The sequence below is a fragment of the Hyunsoonleella jejuensis genome (genome assembly GCF_900111025.1).
GTDB classification, from domain to species: Bacteria; Bacteroidota; Bacteroidia; order Flavobacteriales; family Flavobacteriaceae; genus Jejuia; species Jejuia jejuensis.
In genome coordinates this window covers 733,407-756,963 of the sequence record NZ_FOFN01000001.1, presented here as the reverse complement: position 1 = coordinate 756,963, position 23,557 = coordinate 733,407, and the positions used below count along the sequence as shown (strand labels likewise).

Below are 23,557 nucleotides of genomic sequence, written 5' to 3'. Positions count from 1 at the left end.
TTGCAGTATGCACGGACTATAAACTTAAAATTTTATTATGGCAGATGAAATTATAAATCGCGTAGCGAATAGCAAATTAGTTACTATAGACCTTGAAGATTTTTATCCTAAAGGAAATCGAGTAATATTTGATATTAAAGATTGGTTATTTGAAGAATTTGTGCTTCGTGAAAAAGATTTCAGGCAACAAGTTTCTGAATTTGATTGGAGTAAATATCAAGACAATTATATCGCGCTAACTTGCAGTACAGATGCCATTATTCCAGGTTGGGCATATATGTTACTTAGCATCAACTTAGAACCTTATGCCAAAAAAATAATTGTTGGCAATCTAGAACAACTGGAAACTTCAATTTATCAAGATGTCATTAACAATCTTGATGTTTCGCAGTATAAAGACAAACCAATTATTGTAAAGGGCTGCTCAAATAAGCCTGTACCACAAAATGCTTATATCATGCTAAGCAGTAAACTAAAACCTATTGCAAAATCCATTATGTATGGAGAGGCTTGTTCTTCAGTGCCGCTGTATAAAAAGAAATAATGGTATATAATATCGAATCTTAAGAGGTTTAATTTTAACTATCATCTTAACATTTGTTAAAATTAATTTATATTTGCTCACACATTTAAAAAAACTAATTATAATGAAAAAACTACTATTTCTTACAGTATTATGTCTTAGTCTTTCAGCTATTAGTGCTCAGACAAAGGAAGAATTAGAAACACAAAAAGCTGAAAAACAGGCTGAAGCTGATGCTGCACAAGCAGAGGCAGATGCTTTACAAGCTAAAATAGATGCCCTCCCTGGTTGGAGGACTGGTGCCTTTGGAGTTATTGGCGGTAGCATATCAAACTTTAATAATTGGTATGCACAAGGTGCCCCAAATAACAGTTCTGGTAATATAGGTTTTACGCTTAACGGTTTTGCTAATTTAATTCAAGACAAATATTTTTGGAGAAACTCCTTAACTACAAACTTAAATTGGGTTAAACTTGATAATAAGGATATTGCTACCGATAGCGACAGTTTTGAGCCAACTACTGATGTATTTAACATATCATCTTTATATGGTAGAAATGTTGTTAAAAATTTAGCGGCTTCTGCTCTTATGGAATACAGAACCACAATTTTAAATAACTTTAACAACCCTGGCTATCTCGATGTTGGTATTGGTGGTACATGGACACCTATTGAAAATTTAGTAGTAGTTGTACACCCATTAAACTACAACTTTGTTTTTGCCGATAACGATGCCGTTTTCGAATCGTCTTTAGGTGCCAAAATTGTCGCCGATTATACACGACAAATAGGTGCAATTGCATTTAAAACGAATTTATCTGCATTCCAAAGTTATAAATCTAGCGACTTATCTAACTGGACCTGGACCAATTCGTTTAGCTATACATTATGGAAAATGATTGGTGTAGGTTTTGATTTTGGTTTAAGAAGCAATAAACAGGAAGCTTTAAATTATATCCAAACACTTGCTCCTGCCGATGGAGGCGATCCAAATGCTACTTTTGAAACGGTTGATAACGATTTGCAGACGTACTACACATTTGGTTTAAGCTATAAATTCTAATATTTATATTTCTTATAAATTTATAAATTGAACTTCATAAAAAATGCGCTTCCTAGAAAAAAGGAAGCGCATTTTTTGTATTAGGGATAGTGTAATAGTCAGTCCACAACCAAAGTATCTACAAATGGAGCTTCGGAGACTATTAACAAACAGCCCTTAATCGCTAGAGCACGGGAACCCAATTACGACATATCTTCGTAGTTATAATCTGGATATAAAAATTGATTATACGGAAAACGTGTGACATGAATTTCTCGCACTTCGTCGTAAACGCGTTTTTTAAAATCTTCTAAATTATCTTTATTTAACGCGGAAATGAATAATGCGTTGTTGCCTACCTTCCCCATCCATGTTTTTTTCCATTCACCTAAAGTATAATGCTTAGCCGTTTTCTCATCTTCTTCTTCGCCCAAAGGTTCTGGTTCGTAGGCATCAATTTTATTAAATACCATTATGGTGGGTTTATCACTGCTATCTATTTCACCTAAAATTTTATTAACGGACGCAATATGCTCTTCAAAATTTGGGTGTGAAATATCTACAACATGCAACAACAAGTCTGCCTCTCTTACCTCATCTAATGTGCTTTTAAAACTCTCAACCAATTGTGTAGGCAACTTTCTAATGAATCCAACAGTATCGCTTAATAAAAACGGTAAGTTTTGAATTACTACTTTTCTAACCGTAGTATCAAGCGTTGCAAACAGCTTATTTTCAGCGAAGACGTCGCTTTTACTAATGACATTCATTAATGTGGATTTTCCAACATTGGTATATCCTACTAGTGCCACACGAACCATTTTTCCACGGTTACCGCGTTGCACTGCCATTTGCTTGTCGATTGTTTTAATACGTTCCTTTAATTGAGAAATTTTATCTCGAACAATACGCCTATCAGTTTCAATCTCTGTTTCACCAGGACCACGCATACCTATACCACCTCGCTGGCGCTCTAAATGCGTCCACATACCTCTTAATCGTGGGAGCAAATATTCGTACTGCGCCAATTCTACTTGTGTTCTGGCATAACTCGTCTGCGCACGTTGGGCAAAAATATCTAAAATCAAGTTCGTTCTGTCTAAAACCTTGCACCCCAGTATTTTACTAATATTACGTTCTTGAGTAGCAGACAATTCATCGTCAAAAATAGCGGTGCTCACCTCATTCTCTTCAACGTAGTGCCTCACCTGTTCCATTTTTCCAGAACCTAAAAATGTTTTTGGGTCTGGTTTATCCATTTTTTGCGTAAATCTTGCCACAGCATTTCCACCAGCAGTATAAGTTAAAAACTCTAGTTCATCCAGATATTCCTTTAACTTCTCTTCATCCTGATCTTGGGTAATTATTCCAAGCAACACAGTCTTTTCTAAACCAATCTCTTTCTTTTCAATCATAGTACAAAGTTACATAATTGAAGTCATTTTTATTTTTATATTTTTGAGTCATGACAGAAAACATCGAAGATATTACCGTACGCCACGATATGCAAACTGTGGCATTTTACAATATTGAAAATTTATTTGATTTACGAGATAGCAAATTTACCAATGATGGCGATTTTTTGCCGGAATCCGTAAAACGATGGACACCCAAAAGATATAAAAATAAGTTACGAAAACTAGGATTTGCCATTTCTAATATTGGCTTACAAGAAACAGGCAAACATCCTGCTATAATTGGTTTAGCCGAAGTTGAAAACGCCAGAGTTCTGGAGGATTTGCTAAACTCTAAACATTTAGAAGACTTAAATTATGAATATGTGCATTTTGATTCTTTAGACGAACGTGGTATTGATGTTGCCATGTTATATGACACTAATGTTTTTGAACCTTCGCACACGGAAACATTTAAGGTGGAATTAATGGATTTAGATGGATTTCCAGACTATACCCGAGATATTTTATTAGTCTCAGGACATTTGGATGGTGAAAAAGTTCATCTTATCATGAATCATTGGTCATCAAGACGAGAAGGGTTAAAAGAAACAGAATTTAAGCGTTTGGCCGCTTCTGAAAAGGTAAGTGAAATTATTTCTTCCATTACAAGAGATGACAAAGATGCTAAAATATTGATTTTAGGAGATTTTAATGACAATCCGGAGAATGAAAGTTTAAAGCGGTTGGTGGAGGATCATGATTTATTCAACCCTTTTGAAACGTTGCGTTCTTTTACACGTGGCACGGTAAAACACAAGCGCCAATGGTTCGTTTTTGACCAAATTTTAATTTCAACCAATTTTTTTAAAAGTTCAAAAAGTGAATTTGAGTTTTTCAAGGCCAATATTTTGGATGTTGATTTTTTAAAACAGTTTAAAGGCCCTTTTAAAGGTTCGCCTTTTAGAACTTATGTTGGAAAAAAATATAAAGGTGGGTATAGCGACCATTTTCCTGTTTATACTATTTTGAAGAAATAAGGATTCTGTTGGATGCAATCGAAAAAAAATCAATTACCCAAAGAGAAAACGCAATTACACCCTCGTAATAAGCATCGTGGTCGTTATGAATTTGCTAAATTAATAGACACTTCCCCTGAGTTAGCACAATTTGTTAAGCCCAATAAATATGGAAATCAATCTATAAACTTTTTTGATCCCGCAGCTGTAAAAACACTAAATATAGCATTGCTTAAGCAATACTATAATATAAAATACTGGGATATTCCGAAGTATTACCTATGCCCTCCAATACCAGGAAGAGCCGATTATATTCACAATATAGCAGATCTATTAGCTTCATCAAACGAGGGTATAATTCCAAAAGGAAAAAACATAACGTGCTTGGATATTGGTGTAGGTGCTAATTGTATCTATCCCATCATAGGAAACCATGAATACAATTGGTCGTTTATTGGTTCAGATGTTGATGCCGTTGCTATTGCCTCAGCTAGAAAAATAGTGGAGCAAAATCCTGGTCTAAAGGATGCTATTGAATTGCGATTACAAAACACACCAAGACATATTTTTGATGGTGTTATCCGCACAAATGAAAAATTTGATGTTACCATTTGTAATCCACCTTTTCATTCATCTGCAGAAGAAGCTGAGGCTAGTGCAATTCGTAAAATAAAAAATCTTACAAAGCAAAAACCGATAAAACCTGTCTTAAATTTTGGTGGAAAACCTAATGAGCTTTGGTGCAAAGGTGGAGAAGCAAAGTTTGTTAAAGATATGATATTTGAAAGCAGAAAATTTAAAACATCTTGCTTTTGGTTTACTACTTTAGTATCAAAAGAGTCTAACCTTCGATCTATTTATAACACTTTAAAAAAAGTAGAAGCCAAAGAAGTAAAGACACTTTCAATGGGTCAAGGCAATAAAATAAGTCGTCTAGTGGCTTGGACATTTTTAGATAAAACGCAACAAGATGACTGGTAATTTATAAACAATTACAAGTAGTTTCTATGGCGTATAATCTACACTAATTTCATCCAACTCATAAACGCCATCAAATGTAGATTGCCCGCTTCCCGTATATTTAAATGCGATATGAATGGTTCCAGAAAGGCAGGATAAATCTACATTACCAGAGCTAAACCATTCCGCAAAAGAATCAGAATCTTTTACAACATAAGCGTCACTTAAAATTTGCCACGTTGCAGCTGTAACACCTGCTTCGGTACCATCCCAGTCATCAGCATAAAACACTTCCATATAACTGCTATCGGCTAAACTGTTTGAGGTTTTGAAGCGCAAGGACTCGCCATCTTGCGCATCCAAATCTATTGGAGGAGTTATTAACCAACCAATATTACTTTCATCACCAGAACTAGCCGATTGAAATCTACAAGAACGCCCTAAAGACGCATTTGACGATGTTGAAGAATAACCCTCCCAAGCTTCCGTTCCTGCTTCAATATAATTTGTCCAACCATCAATTTCAATGGGTCTATTATTTCGTTGCGACTCAAAATCTTCATACAATAAATTCTGTGATCCTACTGTTGAGGCAAGACCACAAGAAAACTCTAATGGGTCGCATCTGTCATCACTTTCAAAATTAATATCAGAAGAACTTTTAGGCAAAATCACATTAAAATCATCTCTAAAATCGCGACTAAAAATCCCAGTAATGCTACCATTTCCTTGTGGTACAATCAGCGATTTAAAATCTGAAAAGGTACTAGTTTGCATAATGATTTGTACACCAGAATCACAACTTTCCATGAGTCGCAAGCCATCAAATTCATCAAAAGATTCACTGGCAAATGTGGCACCTAATTCAAACCGATTAAGTTGCATATTGTTGAGCTGAATGAATGTGCTTAAGTCTGCCTCAGTCAAATCTTGAGGTTCTGCTATTTTAGGTTGTATTTCTACAATAGTATTGGTTCGCAATACAATATCTTTATATTCCGAAGGCTGAATTTGTTGCACACTAGTTCCATTACCTTTTCCAATGGTAACCACACCGCTCGTTTCACCAATAGTCAACCCTTGCATTTTCACAAACACCTTTTGACCAAACTGATAAGTGTCTGATAAACTACTTTGATTAATATCAATTTTAAACCCTAATCGTGGATCGTTATCAGGATTGCTGTTATCCGTTTTATTCTGAACAATCAATTCTTCAAAAAAGTTACCACCTTCATCTGAAGACACCACATAACCTTCAATATAAATATCATCTTCAATAATTACCGTTGTATTTCCGCCATTAACCGTCTGTTCGTAAAGCGATTTTATAGCCTTAAACGTTGTTAGCTTTTCAGCTGGAATCATTGGGTCTTCACTCGTGATATTTGGCACTCCAAAATCGTCGTCGTTTACGCAGGAAAAGCAAACTAAAAGTATTCCAATCAAAAAGGCCTCCCCTAACCCCTCCATAAGGAGGGGAATGCTTACTTTTATCTTTTTACTCATATTCAAAATATTTTAAACTCTTAATTTCAAATGCCCTTCCCTTTTTTAAGTACTCCATTCCTCAAGAGTTAGAGTTCTTCCCCTTTGGGGAGGTTAGGTGCGGCTTCTGTTTCAAAATCTATAATTCACATTCAAAAAATAGGTTGCACCACGTCCATACCAGTATTTCGGTCCGAAAACTGGAGTATCTAAAGCTTTATCATTTCTCAACTCTCTATAATTCGCATTTCTGCCCTGTTCAAATCCGCCAGTTTTAAAAACTTCATCTAACAAATTATTTATACTTGCAAAAACACTTATATATTTACTTCCTATTTTCCAAGATTTTCCACCCACCAAATTCACTACCATATAATCATCAAAACGCTCTTGCCTTAAAAGCTCTCTAGCCAATGCTTCATCATAATCGTTAAATACATTACCATCAAAATCTGTAGTGAAATTTGAAGAACGGGTTAACGGACTCACATCAATATACGTATTTGTAAAAAAGTTTACAGTAGCACCAAACCACCAAAAATCAGGATCTCGATATTCAAAACCAACAGAATAGGCGCGATGCGGACCAGCAGCAATTTTATAGTTTTTAAGATTTGCTTGTCCAAAATCCTTAAACCCATCAACAAAACCAGCAGCAATAGATTCATCATCCGCTTCTGTAGTTAAATATAAATTAGGATTATTAGCGTAAGTAAACTGACCAACCGATGCTACACCTTTCAATTTAATTGTAGGTGTTACTTGCGCTTCAATGCCCAATTCTGTACCGATGTGTTGCTTATCAATACCCTGTAAAATTTCTTGAATAAATGCTACATTATCGCCACCAATACCATCAGCAAAGAAAAAAGAGATTTCATTTGCATCTTGAATCTTGGTATAGTACCCCGTTAATTTTGCTTTTATAATGGGCGATCGGAAGATGTAACTCGCATCCGCAGACAGTATTTTTTCTTCTGTAATATTTGGCACCACATTATGATTTTCTCTTGAATTGGAATACGTGTTTCTCAAGGAAGGCGCTTTAGTGAGATACCCACTATTGACATTTAATAAATGCTTTCCCGAAATTTTATAGGTAACGCCACCTTTTAAGCCGAAACCTAAGAAGTTTAATGTCTCACCTTTCCCTAAAGAATTATCTGGAAATGCACCATTTTGGTACAATCCCTCTCGCTGGTATTGTGTGCTTGTTAGGCTACCAGATAAGAAGACATCTAACTTGTTATATCGAAATTGGGCTTGTGCAAATCCATTAATCACATTTGCAAATAGGTTGTAATTATATTTAAAGGTATCGCCCACACCAACCAGTCTATTCGGATTTTGTAAATCGTTCTGTGCTTCATTAACATCCTCAGCAAATTGATCTATATCCAAATACGTTGAGGCTCCCAATAAATCCAAAACCTCAGCAAAATTCTCTGACTTTAACCTTTGAAGACTTGCACCTGCATTTAAAAATACGTTGTCATTCAATTCTGAATTTAAAACAGAATTAAAGGTAAATTGAGTATCATCTACACGATCTTCATACAACGCGTATCGCGCATTTCCTCCTGTTTGAGCATTCGAAATATTAGCTTCATATAAAGAATTCCAATCAATTTGACCATTGTTTTGAAACTCCTGAAGTGCTAAATAGGCAAACTGCAAATCATCAGGAAAATTGCGTTCAAAATAACTTGGTAATTTTTGGTAATAGCTAGGACTTGGATTTGCGCCACCACCTTCTGGCACACCGTTTACCAAATCGGTGCCATTATTGTCCAATCGGCTATTGCCTAATTTTCCAAATTGATAGGCTACATTAGTATTTAATCTTGTTTTCGAAGATATGTCCCAATAATGATTCAACATTACAATAGGTTCTTCTACCTCTTTGATACGAGAATTACGTTGTTCACCATCTTGCCATCCCCAATACTCATTATATCTTATTCCTTTTATATCAAAAACCTCCTGCGTATTTGGTGATGATTTTCCTCTCCGATTTGGTGCATAAATCCCTGTAAAATTTAAACTGTGTTTGTCATTAAGTTTCTTTTCAACAGAAATAAAAATAGAATTTGCATCATACAACGTCCCTTCTTGATAGCCTTCATTTCCCCAACGTCTACCCAAAGAAAGGGTATAAGCCCAATTATTTTTTAATAATCCTGAAGCATAGGTTGCCATTAACCGATTGGAGTAGCTCCTATTGGATGAAGAATAGGTAAGTCGCCCTCCTTGTCTTGCTTGTGATGCCCTAACATTAATATTAGTGGTTCCTAAAATGCCTCCAAAATTATAATCGGAAGGTGCTAAACCAGTGGTTAACTCTTGATTTCGCATTACATCATTTAATCCGCCCCAATTACTCCATTGTGGTCGTCCATTAAACAATTTATTCATTGGTATTCCATTAATAAGAACACTACCGTTTTCAGAATCTAAACCTCTTAATCTAAAAAACGACTGACTAAATTCAAAAGCAGCCGTACGCTGAAAAACATCTAAAGAAGAAGATAACAAACCTGTAATGTTGTCTGCTCCAATAGCATCGTTATCCAACTCATCATCAGATAATGTAATGGTAAACAAATCTTGACTTTGCGACAAATCGCGCTCTAAAGTCATATCTGAAATATCAATCGTTTGTCCTTTATTTACAATAATCGGGAAACGTTTGATATTATATCCCGTTTTGGAAATTTTGAGAATTTGCTCTCCTAGGGGCACATTAGTATTAAAACTAAACTCACCTTGAACATCTGATAGCACTACTAATTCTGTGCCTTCCAACTCAATAGTAACATTTAATATGGGCTGCAAGGACACGGCATCTTTAACGCTTCCCTTAATAATAGTTTGCTGGGAAAACCCAAAAAATGAAAAAATTGCGAATAATAAAATAAGGGTTATTTTATCCATGTACACTTTTATGACACCAATAATAAGAAAAAGTAACTTATTGATTCTAATAAATTTAAATCAATAGGCTAACTTTGGCTTAAGATTTGCTCATAGCTTTATGAAAATTTTTCAGATGTACTATATGAATTTTTTAAAATTGCTCTTATTTCTATGGGCTTTTAGTATATCAATATTTGCTAATAGCCAAGAGAAAACGTTCAAAATTCACACTATTGCGTTTTATAATCTTGAAAATCTTTTTGATACTATAAATGACCCTTTGAAGTTTGATGAGTATAGCCCTATTATGGAACTCAAGACAAATCGAAAAAAAGCATACTATCAGAAAGTGAAAAATATGGCTTGGGTAATTTCTGAAATTGGAAAAGAAGTTACCCAAAACACACCCGCAATTATCGGTGTTTGTGAAGTTGAAAACAAAACTGTTTTAGATGATATTGTGAATGATTCTACCTTAATTGAAAAAGATTACGGTATTGTACATTACGATTCGCCTGATGCAAGAGGCATTGATGTTGGGTTGTTGTATCAAAAAAAACTCTTCACACCTACTGGTTCTAAAACTTACGAGTTAAAAATTTATGATGACCAGGACGGAAAACGTATTACGACCAGAGATCAATTATTGGTAAGTGGCAAACTGGAAGACGATTTAATTCATATTATCGTTAACCATTGGCCATCGCGACGTGGTGGTGAAACTAGAAGCGAACCCAAACGCATTGCTGCTGCAAAATTAAATAGGCATATCATAGATTCGCTTCAATCTGAAAACCCTTATGCCAAAGTAATTGTTATGGGAGATTTGAACGACAACCCCAATAACGCTAGTTTAAAAGACGCTTTAAAAACAAAACGAAAACGTAATAAAGTAAATACTAACAATCTTTACAATCCTTTTGAAAACTATTATAGAGGTGGATTAGGCACTACAGCCTATCGTGATAATTGGAGTTTGTTTGATCAAATCATTATATCCAAATCATTTCTTGAGAAAGAATATTCGTCCTTTAGGTATTATAAGGCAGGTGTTTTCAATAAAAATTACCTCATCACTTCAAATGGAAAATACAAGGGTTACCCTTTCAGAAGCTGGAATGACGGCGGGTTTAGCAATGGTTTTAGCGACCATTTTCCAGTTTATATGTATTTGATTAAAGAAGTAAAATAGAACCATTTCTAGCCTAACCAAGCATCCCAAGGAATTCTTGATAAGAATAAGATCAACGCAATAGAATAAAAAATTGCTATTGTTTTAAGTTTTGGTGCTGAAGTTAATTTCTTTTTATGCTTAGAGTATCCTATTGTAATTAAAGCTACCGCGATAATATTTATTAGAGGGTGCTCTACCAAGTACAACCTGTTTATAGAATCACCCATTACACCACCCATGCCCAATTCTCCAAAAAGCGCTAATCTTGGTGAAACGAAATATAAAATCAAACCTATTAATAATTGAATGTGCGACACAATTAAAGTAAATAATGAAATTCTGAAATCCTTTGCACTGTATTCTTTTCCTCCAATAGATTTTACAATAGCATTTCCAGTTGCTAGAACTAATATTAAAAGAACAAGATATGCCCAATAGGAATGTAATACTTGAATTGTTTCGTACATGATCGTTTTATTTTATTCTGATTTCAAAAATAGTGATTTTAGTTTATAAAAAAACCGCCTCATGAAAAGAAGCGGTTTAAATTTATCATAGCATTTAGCCTATTCCCATTTGTTTTCAGCAGCGTCGCCTCCCCAAATTAATGTTGCCAAATAAGGATTATCTATAAATGGATTGCGGTTACCTTGAGCAGAAAAAATAACTTCGTTACGTTGCATTTCAAAAGCTGAAACAGGGTCTTCTACATTCCATTTTAAGAATAATTCTGCAGTTCCTACTTTTTCAATTTTTTCTCGATATCTAACATTTAAATACAATATCATTCTAGCTACATCGCCTTTCCACTCATCCCCTGGATACCAACCATCTCCAATTCTTTGGTTGGCCCCACTACCATCAACAAAAGGAAGGTTGCTTCTGTCGCTATTTACATCAGCATCAACAGATCTTAAATGATGTAAGTCTGTTACAGCATCAGAAAGTCGCAATAAAGACTGCGGATATACATGTTCTGTATTAAACGTTTGCGGATTGTAGTCATTACTACTAGATGTATATTCTTCCCAATACCTGCTTTCACCTGTATACATTAAAGTTACGTTATCTGGATTAGAAAGATCTTCATCTGCGTTATATAGATAATCATGCCTTCTACCGTAAGATAAAATGTTAGTATGGTTATCAACTGTAAGCTTTCTTAAAGCATCATAGTTTTCTTCGTTATCTTGCGTCAATTTAAGTGTAGCATAATACAATTCTAAATCTTCGGGTACATTTAATCCTAAACCCACTTCTGGTGCTACGCGGTCGTTGTTAACACATGCAACAAAACAAAGAGAGACAAATATTAAAATTAATTTTTTCATATAATTATAATTAGTATTCATTATTATTGGTAAATCCACTCGCCAGTAGTTTCATCTTTGATTACTGCAAAATCTTCTGTAGTTCTAGATCCGTTGAAAACATCAATTGTAACTATGTATTTCTGACCTGCAGCTGCAGTAGGGTTTATAATATCTAAAACAACTGCAATAGCTTCCAGTACCATATCATTAGTCCATTCTGCACTATTCCCAGCTCTTCTATCCATGTTTCCAAAATTTTTCATGCTACTTGTTGCATCTGGATATTTGGTAGAAAGTGCTTCTACAATATTAGTATAATCGGAAGACCCCATAACATACTTTATTGTATTATCTGGAACCCATTTCTTTCCATCATGACCGAATTGCAGTTTTGTTTGGTGCGGTGTCCATACACCATTAGTAAAAGTATAAGAATTGCCTCTTAATACTGTACTACCGTTAAAAAACCTATATATTAAGAAGATTTGATCCTCTTCCTGTGCGAAATTGTATGGCGGTGTATTGTCTAAAAATCTTGGAAGATAATCTTCTGGTCGAACCGAGCTACTGAAATTATCAAATCTTCCTGGTCTATCTCTACTTTCACCCATACTATCATAATCTGAACCACTTAGATAATATGAATTAGTGTCTAATTCCCAACGTGAACCATTATACGCATAGTAGGCGCCCTTTCTATTAGTATCTCCTTCAACACCAACTGTTTTAATAGAGAAGGACTCTATTCTCCATCTTGGAGACACATCATCTGTAGATGTATATTTAAATGCTACATGAATAGTTTGACCATCATAAGCAGAAAAATCTAGATCTGGAGATAGAGTTAAGTTACCGTATGCGGTCTTATCAAAATCTAATGCAGTCCAAGTTGCAGCCATAGGGTCTGTACCAGTTGTGTAATTTGTTGATATTATAATATCAAATAGGTCTACAGGACTACCAAATAAATCAATTTCTTGATTAATCTGAAACCTCAAACCTGTTTGACCTGTTAAATCAATTTCAGGAGAAATCAACCAATCCTCATTGGCAAATGCTCCACTTTGAAACCCTGAACCTTGTACATTTGCAGAACCTACAGTCCAGCCTTGAGCTCCAAGAACATCAATGTTTTCAAAATCATCATAGTTAGTTGGGAATGAAGCTTGGTAAACATTAGCTAAACCAACAACAGGTTCTTCAAAAAATTGCTCATATCTTGCCAAAACAAAATCCCCATCCATTGGAGAATCAATCTCACTATCTAAAATAGCTGGAACAAAATCATCAGGGTCTACGTTTGGCCAAAAAGCAGCACCTTCGTCTCCTGTTGTTGCATAGTCATCAAGGTCCAGTTGATAAATAGTAGCACTTGTGTATCCTTCAACCTCTGGTAAATCTGTACCGAACTCCAATTCATAGTTTACCAATACTGATGAACCTTTCCCCCATGCCGGATACAAACTTGTTAAATAATCTGGCACTAATTCTCGGGCATCATCAATAGATTCGAAGAAATTATTGGCAACACCTATTGCCTCGTAGTCGTCATCAGATAAAGTGATTTCTGTATCCCCTACTATTGTATTATCTAGACCTAAGTCCTCGTATGTGTCTTCTAGAGACCTTTCACATGATACTAGTATTAACCCTAGCACCATAACTATATTTATAATTTTTCTCATTTCTTTTTTATTTAGAAATTAATTTTTGTACTTATACTAAATGTTCTTCCCTGCCCAAAAAACACCAAAGCTGTTGCAGCATCATTGTCTACACCATCATCAGCTCTATTTATAAACTCTTCATCTAACAAGTTGTTAATTCTTCCGATAATTGTAGCATTAAAAGGCCCAAACTCAAAATCATGCTTTAAAATAATATCGGACAGGAAATAACTTGGAACTTTCCACGGTTTCGTCTCCAAAGTAGCTGCAGTATTTCTAGACTGTAAGTTGAAATCGGCATAGTATCTATCATAAAAATTATAATCCCATGTGAAGGATGTCTTTTGAGACAGTCTTACACTTAAACCTAAAGCTGATGTAGTTTGAGCTGAACGACCTACAGGAACCCCTTTTAAGAATATATCTGTAGTCCTAGCAGAACCATCAGCATTAAGAACAGGATTTCTATCAATATCAAAAAACGGTACATCTGTAACATTATTATTCCAAGTCCAATCCCCGAAAGACACCATACCTGTTACAGTTATAAAATCGAAAGGACGATATTCAAAATCTACTTCTACACCTTGGTGTAATGCTTCTAAACCATTTATATTTGCAGTTATAAGATTTTCACCAGTACCCTGATCAGCAGTTAAAGTTCTATTTTTCCAAATCGTGTTATAAACATTTACATTAGCCGCTAGCTTTTCAGAACGTAAACCATAACCTATCTCAAAACTTGTAATTTTTTGATTTTTCACACCTTCATTGAAATCGTCGTTAGTAAAATTTAACCAAACATCATCTAAGAAAGGAACTCTCTCAAAATAACCTGCATTGAAAAATACGTTGTGCATACTATCAAAACGGTAACTTGCACCAAACTTACCACCTACTGCAAAAAAGTTCTTTGCATCCGTTAATTGTGCAGGATCGCTATCCAACTTTTGAAAAAAGTCTTCTCTTTGATATCTACTATTGTTGAAGTTAATTGCGGCAAAAGCAGTAAAATCATCTTTATCATATTCGGCTTGCGCAAAACCCCCAATCCATTGATGATAACCCTTATCATGGTAGTTAATTTTATCTCCAACTAAAGTGGCTCTGTTAGGGTTGTTTATATCGTCATCACTCAAAAAATATTGACCTCCTAATAAATCTGTGACCTCTTGAAAATGTTCCCCAACATAGTAACGGTAATCTGCACCAATATTTAAATCCAAATAATCATTTATTTCTGTGTTCAGCACACTAAGTGCACCTAGCCAAACATGATCGTTTCTACTTGCTCTTAAAATTGCAGAAGCACCTTGTGCTCCCCTAGCAATATTTTCATCAACTATTCTATCTAGATTTACTGGTCCAAAATTTCCAAATTTATAATCGGCATTGGTGAATTTTCCTTGTTCGTCGCCGGCAGTTCCACCGCCGCCACCTGTACCAGTCGATCCGTATAATGATGTAGATAACGTAGTAATATCATTTATCCTCCAATAGTGGTTTATAGACATTAATGGTTTGTGATAAAAATTATCTTCAATATTTGTTATCTGTCCATTTTTATAACCCCAATCTGGATTATAGCGAATCCCTCTATCACTTTGTCTATAATCATTTATTAACGACCTATTTTGACGTTGGCCGTGGCGTTGTTTTGCTCCAAAAACATTGAATGCCAATTTATGAGCATCATTTAACTTATAAGAGACATTTAAAAAGTAAGAGACTGCCTGAAAATTTGTTCCATCCGCATAAGTAGCATCTCCAACTGTTCTATCTGCATAAGCTGTTACTGCAAGTCCATTTTCTTGAAGTCCTGTAGATACTTTAGCTCCATATCGTGTATAACCATCGTTACCAACATCGAAGCCAACAAAACCGCCTTTTTCAGAATCGGTAGATTCAGTAATGGTGTTTATCGTACCACCAATGGAAGGCACTGCAATTTTAGCTGCTCCTAAACCTCTTTGCGATTGAATAGATGATGTAACACTACCCAGACCAGCCCAGTTACTCCAAAAAACACGCCCGTTTTCCATATCATTAACGGGAATACCGTTTATAAGTACTGCTACATTTTCAGAATTAAAACCGCGCATTGTAACTTCTCCATCTCCAAAACCACCACCATTTCTTGTTACAAAAACACCCGGTGTTGATTTTAAAATTTCTGGAAATTCTTGATTACCAAGCTTCAGTTGAATACTTTCTTTTCTAACAGTAGATACGGCAACGGGTGTTTTTCTGTCTACAGCTACAGAAGCAATAATTTGAATTTCCTCAAGACCTACTTGACTTGATGCCATTTCAACATTACCTAAAGCCATATTTCCAGAAAATGCGATTGTTTTTGAATTATAACCAATATAGGTTATCACAATTTCTCCAGAATTTTCCCGAGTAGTAATAGAAAAGTTTCCATCAAAATCTGTAGTTACGCCATTTGAAGTACCTTTTTCAATAACGTTGGCGCCTGGAAGCGGTAAGTTCGTACCAGCCTCTACAATAGTACCAGTTATAGTACTTTGAGCCATGGCAACAGCGCTAAAAAGCAAAATTGTTACCATAATCAATAAATTAGTAGTTTTTTTCATAATTTTTGAAAAATTATTTAATAATTTGAAATTAGTCGAGGCAAAAATACTGATTATTATAAGATTAATATTAACCAAATGTTAAGGATTTTAACATTTGTTATTAACAAAAAAGCACCGATATTCACAATATCGGTGCTTTTGATGAGAAATTTTTACTGTTTTAAGAGTTTTGCCTATAATAATTCAATAAGTTAAAAGTAGAATTATCATGTTCATTTTCGGCTTCACCACTAAATTCCTTTAAAATTTTACTGGCCAATTGTTTCCCTAACTCAACACCAAACTGGTCATAACTAAAAATATTCCAGATAACACCTTGTACAAATATTTTATGCTCGTACATAGCAATAAGCTTTCCTAAGCTTTCTGGCGTTAATTTTTTAATGAAAATAGTATTCGTAGGCTTATTACCTTCAAATATTTTGAATGGAACAATAGCTTCTGAAGTACCCTCTGCTACTACTTGCTCTTTTGTTTTTCCATTTAATAAGGCCTCCGTTTGGGCTAAAAAGTTCGAAGTTAATTTGTCTTGGTGGTCTTGGTTACCATGCAACGATTCTACAAAACCTATAAAATCTGCCGGAATTAATTTAGTGCCCTGATGAATTAATTGAAAAAACGCATGCTGGGAATTGGTTCCTGGTTCTCCCCAAATTAAGGTTCCTGTTTGGTAATCAATAGGACTGCCGTTTCTATCCACACTCTTTCCGTTACTTTCCATTATACCTTGTTGCAAATACGTTGCAAACTGATTTAGATATTGAGAATAGGCAATTACCGCTTCACTTTCAGCATCAAAAAAGTTATTGTACCAAATACTAATTAAGCCTAAAACTACAGGTATATTTTTTTTAAAATCTTCATTCTTAAAATGAACGTCCATTTTATGGGCGCCTTCCAATAAACTAGCATAATTGTTATACCCAACTGCTAAACTAATGGATAAGCCTACTGCACTCCACAATGAAAAACGACCTCCAACCCAATCCCACATCGGGAAAATATTGCTTGTATCGATACCAAATTTGGAAACTGCATCTAAATTCGTAGATACTGCCACAAAATGTTTTGCAATATCTTCTTCATTTGCGGATTTTAGAAACCATGATTTTATGGTATTAGCGTTTGAAATTGTTTCTTGAGTAGTAAATGTTTTTGAAACAACAACAAATAAAGTTGTTTCTGGATTTAATTTCTTAATCACCTCATTTACATGATCGCCATCCACATTACTCACAAAATGGGTGGTTAACTGGTTTTTATAAAACTGCAGTGCATCAACCACCATAGCAGGACCTAAATCGGAACCGCCAATACCAATATTTACAACGTCGGTGAATGGTTTTCCGGTATAGCCTTTTCTGTCACCATTTACCACTTCGTTTGTAAAACCTTCAATTTTATGCTTTACCTTGTATATTTCAGGAATAACATTTTCACCATCAACCATTACAACGGCCGATTCTGGGGCTCTTAATGCTGTATGCAAAACTGCTCTTCCTTCTGTTTTATTTATTTTTTCTCCTGAAAACTGACTTTCAATAGCTTCTTTTAATTTAACATCATCTGCTAATTCTAAAAGATATTTAAAAGTCTCTTCTGTGATTCTATTCTTAGAGAAATCAACATAAAAATCGTCCCATTTAATAGTGAATTTATTAGCTCTTTCAGCATCTTGAGCGAACAAATCTTTCATCTTTAAATATTGAGCTTCAGTAAAATGATGTTCTAATCGTTTCCAGGAGGCTGTTTTCGTTGGGTTTACACTAGGTAATGCCATATTATGAATTTGATTGGTAAATTACAGGTTCAATGTCTTCTTCTGTAATTTGAGGTTTAAAATTAATATTATCTAACTTATATTTAATGGGCTGAATAAACTCCAAGAATTGCACTTTAAGCGAATCTGAAATAGGTTTAGCCTCTGGTAGTTTTTGCTTAAAAGGGTCTACCTGTTTGCCGTTCTTCCAAAAGCGATAGCATACATGAGGGCCACCAGTATTACCCGTCATACCAACTTCTCCAATAACATCACCTTGTTTTACAAATTGACCAACTTTTACAAGTCGTTTACTCATATGCAAATATTGTGTTTCGTAAGTAGCATTATGCCTAATTTTAACGTAATTTCCGTTCCCACCTCGTCGTTCAGATTTTGTAACCGTACCATTAGCAGTTGCCATAATTGGCGTACCAATAGATGCTGCAAAATCAGTACCTCTATGTGCTCTTACACGATACCCGTAAACGGCAATGCGCCTTTTTAAATTGTAGCGAGACGAAATTCGGCTAAATTTTACCGGTGCTTTTAAAAATGCGCGTCTTAAATTTTTCGCTTCATCATTGAAATAATCTACAATGCCCTTAGCGGTATCGGTCATAAATTCAAAAGCGTAAAAAGGCTCGTTATTGTGTTCAAAATAAGCAGCCTTTACTTTATGAACGCCCGTATAAATGGTATCGTTTATATATTTATCGGTGTAAATAACTTTAAAGCGGTCTCCTTTTTGAAGCCTTCTAAAATCTATAGTCCATGCATAAATATCATCCGCCATTATATAAGCCAAACGCGGACTTAAACCTTGTTCTTCCAAAGTGAGGGAAATATTGTCTTCTATAACTCCTGTAGCTACTTTTTCAACATATTTAATGGGTTTTCTGCTTCTATAAGCCTGTATAGAATCTTGAAAATTAATCACTACATAATCTTCTAAATTAGGTTGATAAATAAAGCATGTTGCGGTTTCTAGCGAATCTTTAGCGCACAAAAGAGTATAAGGTTTGCCTACTTGTAAACTTCTACTAATATCGAATGTGTCTTTGGCTTTTTCGGCAATATTAAAAATCTCAGGATACCCTACATTATTACGTTCTAAAATAACCCCAAAAGTGTCTCCGTTTCTAATGGTATCACGCTTTACAATATAATTATCAAGATTAAACCCAAACTCCATAACTGGTTCAGGCTCTTCTACTTTGGCTACTTCCTCTTCCTGTATTTCAGGTTTAGGGTCGTCTTTACACCCCAAAATTAATATGCCTAAAAAGAAAAGTATTAAATATTTGTCCCCCAATCTTCTATTTCTTTTTCTGTCCATAAATCTGGAAAAAATATTCGTTTTTGATACTTTGGATGCATGTATTTTACCCATTCGCTACCTCCTGTAGCTTCAGCGGTTTTACCTCCAATGTTTAAATAATGATTTGCTGTATTATAATGTGCCATAACCCATTTTACATTTACTGTATAATCGTAATGTCTCATGGCTTTTATAAGGCTCTTATTCTCTTGAGAGACTTTTGGTAATTCTTTATACTTACTCCATAAATTGTTCGTATAATAAAACTTGGTAAACGCTATAAATTCGTCTTTGTAACGTTCTTCAAAAGCAGATAATGTGTATGTTTTTTTTCCTGTTTCAAAATCCTTACCTGCCGCCTGCCAGTATAAATGCTCGAATGCATTCTCATAAGATGAATTTCTATCTATACTATCTCTAAACCGTTTGTCTATCAAGTTTATCAATTCAGTTGAAGCAAATTCTACTTTTCTGTATTGTGCACTTTGAAACCCGCTTGCAGGTGTTAACGTAGTCCTAAACTGGTTGTATTGCTCAATATCCATACCATCTTTCATAATACTGAACGAGGAGGTAAGCACATCAAAATAACGACTGATACGCATTATCTTTTCGGTAAAAATTTCGGTATCTAAATCGTCTATTTCATTTTTTGCCACCTGCTCAATTTCCGAAAGTATCATTTTAAAAAGTAGTTCGCTTATTTGATGGTACATGATAAATACCATTTCATCAGGAAAATCTGTTCTGGGTTTTTGAAGATTCAGCAATACATCGGTTTGAATGTAATCCCAATAGCTAATGGGTTTGCTGTGTAGCAAGCCTTCTAAATGAACTTCTAAATCTTGGTCGATAGACTCGTACTTTACTTTAAGTTGGTTGGTTATGTCTGAGTCTAATTTCATTAATTATTAACAACTATTTGAAATGGGTGCTTCAGTCCCTTAAAGGCTTCTAGGTCTGCTCTAAGCGACCCGACAGCCAAATCTGCTTTAATGCGCAAAGGTACTTTATTTTTGTCTTTTGAGACCCATAGCGTTAAACTTTCTTCCTCCTTAAAAACACGACCAGCCATTACATATGGTCTAAATTTTAAAGCCACCACATCTCCAAAATCTGTATCAATAGTTTCTACGCCTAAGTACTGTAATTTAAAGCCATAATTCTCCTCATCAAAAAACATATCTACTTTAAACTCATCACCAATTTTTAGGGAATTTATGTCAATACTATTACGCAAATAATAGTAAGTTGATACCATATCCTGAATATTCGGTTTGGTATCAATTACTTTTTTGGTTTTATGCTTTTTGTTATTCACATGGGCTTTTTGGTTCTTATGATCAAACTCAATTTCAATATCCTTGGTATGCCCTCCCTCATCAATATTACGGACAAATTTATATGGTATTATGGTGTTTTTGTCGAAGTAACTTTCATACCTATCCTTTACCTTAAAAAACCATTTAATCATGCCTGTTGTCCAGCCCTTGCCAACAACATGGTACACGTCTTTATCGTCTAATTTAGAATCTTTAACAGTAAGCGTTGCGTTTCCAGCCTTTAAAAAGCCGCTATAACTCATTTTAAATTTAAACCATTCGCCATCTCCAAAAGATGACTCCTGTTGCGCAAATAAACCCTGCACAACACTCAACGCAAATATTATAAGTAGTAATTTTTTCATCTTTATTTGGGTAATATAACTGTAACTATACGCTCAACAATTTATTGTTTTTACGAAAGAAATTACAATTACTATTCCAAAAATAGAAATTTTATCCAAAACCCACAGTTTACAAGTGTTATAGTTATGTTAGAAACCGCTAACGGCACGATGAATTTGACTTAGCCATCATGCCGTTTTATTTTATTATAACGTACCTCGTTTAGCTTGCTCTCTCTCAATAGACTCAAAAAGTGCTTTAAAATTACCTGCTCCAAAACCCTTTGCGCCCATACGCTGAATGATTTCAAAGAACAACGTAGGCCTGTCTTCAACAGGTTTAGTGAATATTTGAAGTAAATACCCTTCTTCATCCGCATCAATCATAATACCTAAACTTTTTAAAGTTTCAATATCTTCTCTAAGTTCGTGACTATGCTCTTCTAGTCGCCCTGGAACAGCCCTATAATACTCGTCTGGCGGAATAGATAAAAACTCCACACCTCTACTTCTTAATTGCGATACTGTAGAAATAATATCATCAGTAGCTACAGCAATATGCTGCACACCAGCACCTTCGTAAAAATCGAGATATTCCTCTATTTGTGATTTCTTTTTGCCTTCTGCTGGTTCATTGATTGGGAATTTTATACGTCCGTTGCCATTACTCATCACCTTACTCATTAATGCAGAGTATTCCGTGTGGATTTGTTTATCATCAAAAGACAGGAAATTTTCAAAACCCATCACATCTTCATACCATTTTACCCACTTGTTCATTTGCCCCCAACCTACATTACCCACCATGTGGTCAATATATTTCAACCCAACAGACGTTGGATTATAATCACTTTCCCAAGCTTCAAATCCTGGTAAAAACTTACCCTTGTAGTTTTTACGCTCTACAAATACATGCACTGTTTCGCCGTACGTATAAATTCCAGAACGTACCACTTCGCCATGTTCGTCTGTTTCAACAACAGGTGCCATATATGCTTTTGCGCCTCTGCTGGTAGTCTCTTCAAAGGCTTTTCGGGCATCTTCCACCCATAGTGCAATAACTTTTACACCATCGCCATGTTTTACGATATGGTCATTTATGGGCGATCTACTATTAAGCGGTGTTGTAAGTACCAATTTAATTTTATCTTGTTTTAACACATAACTCACCGCATCTTTTGCGCCTGTTTCTAAACCTTTGTAGGCATAGGATTGAAAACCAAAAGCTGTTTTGTAAAAATGTGCTGCTTGTTTTGCGTTGCCTACGTAAAATTCCACATAGTCTGTTCCTAGAAGTGGCAGGAAGTCCTGCGCTCCTTCAAATATTTTTTCTAAACCGTAGTTCACTGATTTTATGTCTTTCATAACAAAAGGCTCCTATTAATCCCGCCTTCGGCGGGAAACTCAAAGTGGGAATTTGAGTATTTATTATATAATTTTTTAACTAATCTCTTAAGCATAAACTCTTTCTGAGTGTTCAGTCCCCTCCTTCAGAGGGGTTAGGGGAGGCTTTACAACCACGAAGTATGGTAACTATCGTCCGCGATTTTCATTGCTTCTTCTGTCACCATTAAAGGCTTAAACGTATCAACCATAACGGCAAGCTCTTCTGTTTCTGTTTTACCGATACTACGCTCGGTAGCTCCAGGATGTGGCCCATGTGGAATACCTGCCGGATGCAATGAGATATGACCTGCCTTTACATCGTTCCTACTCATAAAATCACCATCTACATAATAGAGCACCTCATCGCTATCAATATTACTATGATTGTATGGTGCTGGAATAGATTGCGGATGGTAATCGTATAGCCTTGGCACAAAACTACACACCACAAAAGCATCAGTTTCGAAGGTTTGATGTACCGGCGGTGGTTGATGAATGCGGCCGGTAATGGGTTCAAAATCATGAATTGAGAAGGCATATGGGTAATTATAACCATCGTATCCTACAACATCAAAAGGATGGGATGCATAGACCATTTCTATAATATCGTCTTGTTTTTTTACTTTAATGAGAAACTCACCCGATTCGTTATAGGTTTCCAGTTCCTTTGGCCTACGAATATCGCGTTCACAAAATGGAGAATGCTCTAATAATTGCCCAAACCAATTACGGTACCGCTTTGGCGTATAGATTGGTCTGCGAGATTCTACAATAAACAGGCGATTATCTTCTGTATCAAAGTCTATTTTGTAGATAATACCTCGAGGAACCAACAGATAATCTCCATATTTAAAATCGAGATTGCCTAACATGGTTCTTAACTTTCCAGTACCCTTATGGATAAAAATCAATTCATCTGCATCTGTGTTTTTATAGAAATAATCGTTTGTAGATTGTTTGGGTGCTGCCAAAATAATAGCACAATCGCTATTGATGAGTACTGTTTTTCGGCTTTCTAAATAATCGGTTTCTGGTTGCACTTGAAAGCCTTTAAAGCGATACGATTTTATATTATTGGACTTGGCAATTTTAGGCGCCACACTATATTGGTTTTTTATTGCTTTTACTTGTGTTGGACGCTGTTCGTGATAGCTATTTGTGGACATACCGTCAAACCCAATAGTGCCAAATAATTGCTCGTAATATAACGAACCATCTGGTTTTCTAAATTGTGTGTGTCGTTTAGGAGGTATGTTTCCTAATTTATGATAAAATGGCATTTTTTAAAGTTTTAAGGTTTACCCTTCGACTCTGCTTAGGGTGACAATA

General features: G+C 35.2%; 18 protein-coding genes. 5 read left to right on the top strand and 13 right to left on the bottom strand.

Translation table 11 applies throughout. The features are described from left to right. Positions 1–37 precede the first annotated feature (37 nt). Both BMY39_RS03210 and BMY39_RS03205 read left to right on the top strand, forming a co-directional pair. Complete coding sequence (locus tag BMY39_RS03210) at positions 38–544, top strand: DUF2480 family protein (protein WP_092575260.1); 507 nt, start codon at positions 38–40, stop codon at positions 542–544. Positions 545–647: 103 nt separating this feature from the next. Further along, complete coding sequence (locus tag BMY39_RS03205; RefSeq protein ID WP_092575258.1) at positions 648–1,586, top strand: DUF3078 domain-containing protein; 939 nt, start codon at positions 648–650, stop codon at positions 1,584–1,586. A 182-nt stretch (positions 1,587–1,768) separates the two neighbouring features. Here BMY39_RS03205 and hflX read toward each other — a convergent pair whose 3' ends face one another. Continuing rightward, positions 1,769–2,980 (bottom strand): GTPase HflX, encoded by a 1,212-nt coding sequence (hflX, locus tag BMY39_RS03200; RefSeq protein WP_092575255.1) that lies wholly within the window; start codon positions 2,978–2,980, stop codon positions 1,769–1,771. Between the two features lie 50 nt (positions 2,981–3,030). Between hflX and BMY39_RS03195 the strand changes: the two genes are divergently transcribed. Both BMY39_RS03195 and rlmF read left to right on the top strand, forming a co-directional pair. Then, positions 3,031–3,999: an endonuclease/exonuclease/phosphatase family protein gene (locus tag BMY39_RS03195; protein ID WP_092575252.1), complete on the top strand. Its 969-nt coding sequence runs from the start codon at positions 3,031–3,033 to the stop codon at positions 3,997–3,999. Positions 4,000–4,011: 12 nt separating this feature from the next. Further along, positions 4,012–4,959, top strand: a complete 948-nt coding sequence (gene rlmF / locus BMY39_RS03190) for a 23S rRNA (adenine(1618)-N(6))-methyltransferase RlmF (RefSeq protein ID WP_092575250.1) — start codon at positions 4,012–4,014, stop codon at positions 4,957–4,959. A 24-nt stretch (positions 4,960–4,983) separates the two neighbouring features. Here the strand turns inward: rlmF and BMY39_RS03185 are convergent, their stop codons facing one another. Further along, a complete protein-coding gene (locus BMY39_RS03185; protein WP_092575247.1) occupies positions 4,984–6,447 on the bottom strand; it encodes a DUF5689 domain-containing protein in 1,464 nt (487 codons plus the stop codon). Positions 6,448–6,558: 111 nt separating this feature from the next. Then, complete coding sequence (locus tag BMY39_RS03180) at positions 6,559–9,360, bottom strand: carboxypeptidase-like regulatory domain-containing protein (protein WP_092575244.1); 2,802 nt, start codon at positions 9,358–9,360, stop codon at positions 6,559–6,561. Positions 9,361–9,484: 124 nt separating this feature from the next. Between BMY39_RS03180 and BMY39_RS03175 the strand changes: the two genes are divergently transcribed. Then, complete coding sequence (locus BMY39_RS03175) at positions 9,485–10,534, top strand: endonuclease/exonuclease/phosphatase family protein (protein WP_177176533.1); 1,050 nt, start codon at positions 9,485–9,487, stop codon at positions 10,532–10,534. Positions 10,535–10,542: 8 nt separating this feature from the next. Here the strand turns inward: BMY39_RS03175 and BMY39_RS03170 are convergent, their stop codons facing one another. From BMY39_RS03170 to BMY39_RS03125, 10 genes are all read right to left on the bottom strand, one after another. Further along, on the bottom strand, positions 10,543–10,983 hold the full coding sequence (locus tag BMY39_RS03170; protein ID WP_092575240.1) for a hypothetical protein: 441 nt from the start codon (positions 10,981–10,983) through the stop codon (positions 10,543–10,545). Positions 10,984–11,082: 99 nt separating this feature from the next. Continuing rightward, the gene (locus BMY39_RS03165) at positions 11,083–11,847 is read right to left on the bottom strand and encodes an endonuclease I family protein (protein ID WP_092577600.1); all 765 of its coding nucleotides are present in this window, start codon (positions 11,845–11,847) and stop codon (positions 11,083–11,085) included. Positions 11,848–11,870: 23 nt separating this feature from the next. Next, positions 11,871–13,514, bottom strand: a complete 1,644-nt coding sequence (locus BMY39_RS03160; protein WP_092575234.1) for a choice-of-anchor J domain-containing protein — start codon at positions 13,512–13,514, stop codon at positions 11,871–11,873. A gap of 11 nt (positions 13,515–13,525) precedes the next feature. Next, a complete protein-coding gene (locus tag BMY39_RS03155) occupies positions 13,526–16,093 on the bottom strand; it encodes a TonB-dependent receptor (RefSeq protein WP_092575228.1) in 2,568 nt (855 codons plus the stop codon). A 163-nt stretch (positions 16,094–16,256) separates the two neighbouring features. Further along, positions 16,257–17,876: a glucose-6-phosphate isomerase gene (gene pgi / locus BMY39_RS03150; RefSeq protein ID WP_092575225.1), complete on the bottom strand. Its 1,620-nt coding sequence runs from the start codon at positions 17,874–17,876 to the stop codon at positions 16,257–16,259. Position 17,877: 1 nt separating this feature from the next. Continuing rightward, the gene (locus tag BMY39_RS03145; RefSeq protein ID WP_092575222.1) at positions 17,878–19,194 is read right to left on the bottom strand and encodes a M23 family metallopeptidase; all 1,317 of its coding nucleotides are present in this window, start codon (positions 19,192–19,194) and stop codon (positions 17,878–17,880) included. Further along, entirely contained in the window at positions 19,152–20,081 is a 930-nt protein-coding gene (locus BMY39_RS03140) for a tryptophan 2,3-dioxygenase family protein (protein ID WP_092575217.1), read from the bottom strand. The genes BMY39_RS03145 and BMY39_RS03140 overlap by 43 nt, the downstream gene beginning before the upstream one ends. Beyond that, positions 20,081–20,863, bottom strand: a complete 783-nt coding sequence (locus tag BMY39_RS03135; RefSeq protein ID WP_092575215.1) for a DUF3108 domain-containing protein — start codon at positions 20,861–20,863, stop codon at positions 20,081–20,083. The genes BMY39_RS03140 and BMY39_RS03135 overlap by 1 nt, the downstream gene beginning before the upstream one ends. A gap of 186 nt (positions 20,864–21,049) precedes the next feature. After that, a complete protein-coding gene (gene hppD / locus BMY39_RS03130; protein WP_092575213.1) occupies positions 21,050–22,207 on the bottom strand; it encodes a 4-hydroxyphenylpyruvate dioxygenase in 1,158 nt (385 codons plus the stop codon). A 146-nt stretch (positions 22,208–22,353) separates the two neighbouring features. Further along, positions 22,354–23,508 carry a homogentisate 1,2-dioxygenase gene (locus BMY39_RS03125; RefSeq protein WP_092575210.1) on the bottom strand — a complete coding sequence of 385 codons (1,155 nt, stop codon included), beginning with the start codon at positions 23,506–23,508 and terminating at the stop codon, positions 22,354–22,356. Positions 23,509–23,557 lie beyond the last annotated feature (49 nt).